Source organism: Ruegeria sp. AL12 (assembly GCF_056540885.1).
Map to the genome: position 1 here is coordinate 1 of NZ_JBQFXN010000061.1, position 1,112 is coordinate 1,112.

Genomic DNA, 1,112 nt, shown 5'->3' on the forward strand with positions numbered 1-1,112 from the left:
ATGGCAAAGGAAAAGTTTGAGCGTACAAAACCGCACGTCAACATCGGCACGATTGGCCACGTTGACCACGGCAAGACCACGCTGACCGCAGCAATCACCAAGTATTTCGGTGACTTCAAAGCGTATGACCAGATTGACGGTGCGCCGGAAGAAAAAGCGCGCGGCATCACCATCTCGACCGCCCACGTGGAATACGAGACCGACAACCGCCACTACGCGCATGTCGACTGCCCCGGCCACGCTGACTACGTCAAGAACATGATCACCGGTGCGGCGCAGATGGACGGCGCGATCCTGGTTGTGAACGCCGCTGACGGCCCGATGCCGCAGACGCGCGAGCACATCCTGCTGGGCCGCCAGGTTGGCATCCCGAAGATGGTCGTGTTCCTGAACAAAGTTGACCAGGTTGACGACGAAGAGCTGCTGGAACTGGTTGAGATGGAAGTTCGCGAACTGCTGTCCAGCTACGACTACCCCGGCGACGATATCCCGATCATCGCAGGTTCGGCTCTGGCGGCGATGGAAGGCAACAACCCGGAAATCGGCGAGAACAAGATCCGCGAGTTGATGGCGGCTGTTGATGAGTATATCGACACCCCCGAGCGTGCCGTTGACCAGCCGTTCCTGATGCCGATCGAAGACGTGTTCTCGATCTCGGGCCGTGGTACCGTTGTGACCGGTCGTGTCGAGCGTGGCGTGATCAACGTTGGTGACGAGATCGAAATCGTCGGCATCCGCGACACCACCAAGACCACCTGCACCGGCGTTGAAATGTTCCGCAAGCTGCTGGACCGCGGTGAAGCGGGCGACAACATCGGCGCGCTGCTGCGTGGTGTTGACCGTGACGGCGTTGAGCGTGGCCAGGTTCTGTGCAAGCCGGGTTCGGTGACCCCGCACACCAAGTTCGAAGCCGAAGCCTATATCCTGACCAAGGAAGAAGGCGGTCGTCACACCCCGTTCTTCGCGAACTACCGTCCGCAGTTCTACTTCCGGACCACGGACGTGACCGGCACCGTGACCCTGGCCGAAGGCACCGAGATGGTCATGCCCGGCGACAACGTGTCGTTCGGCGTTGAGCTGATCGCGCCGATCGCGATGGAAAACGGCCTGCG

General features: G+C 60.5%; 1 protein-coding gene. It reads left to right on the forward strand.

Features of this window, described 5'->3' with window-relative positions; all coding sequences use genetic code 11:
- Nucleotides 1-1,112 (forward strand): elongation factor Tu (tuf, locus tag ACR0C6_RS21330; RefSeq protein ID WP_480621108.1); only part of this gene is annotated, 1,112 nt, incomplete at both ends.